The organism is Frateuria sp. Soil773 (assembly GCF_001428405.1).
In the GTDB taxonomy this organism is placed as follows: Bacteria; Pseudomonadota; Gammaproteobacteria; order Xanthomonadales; family Rhodanobacteraceae; genus LMSL01.
The window spans coordinates 203,908-204,251 of record NZ_LMSL01000034.1 but is presented as its reverse complement, the minus strand read 5'-3'; positions in this window follow the sequence as shown (position 1 = coordinate 204,251).

The following is a 344-nucleotide window of genomic DNA, read 5'->3' as shown; positions in this document are numbered from 1 at the left end:
ACGAATTCCAACCCTCCACCATCTCCACCCCGTCATTCCGGCGAAAGCCGGAATCCAGTGCCTTCGTACGCAACGGCAAAAGTCGCTGGGTCCCGGCTTTCGCCGGGACGACGGTTCGAGGCGGCGTCGGATGACGAACTCCGCCCCTCCGCCATCCCCACCCCGTCATTCCGGCGAAAGCCGGAATCCAGCGCCTTCATACGCAACGGCAAAAGTCGCTGGGTCCCGGCTTCCGCCGGGACGACGGTTCGAGGTGGCGTCGGGCTACGAACCCCGCCCCTCCGCCATCCCCACCCCGTCATTCCGGCGAAAGCCGGAATCCAGTGCCTTCATACGCAACGGCA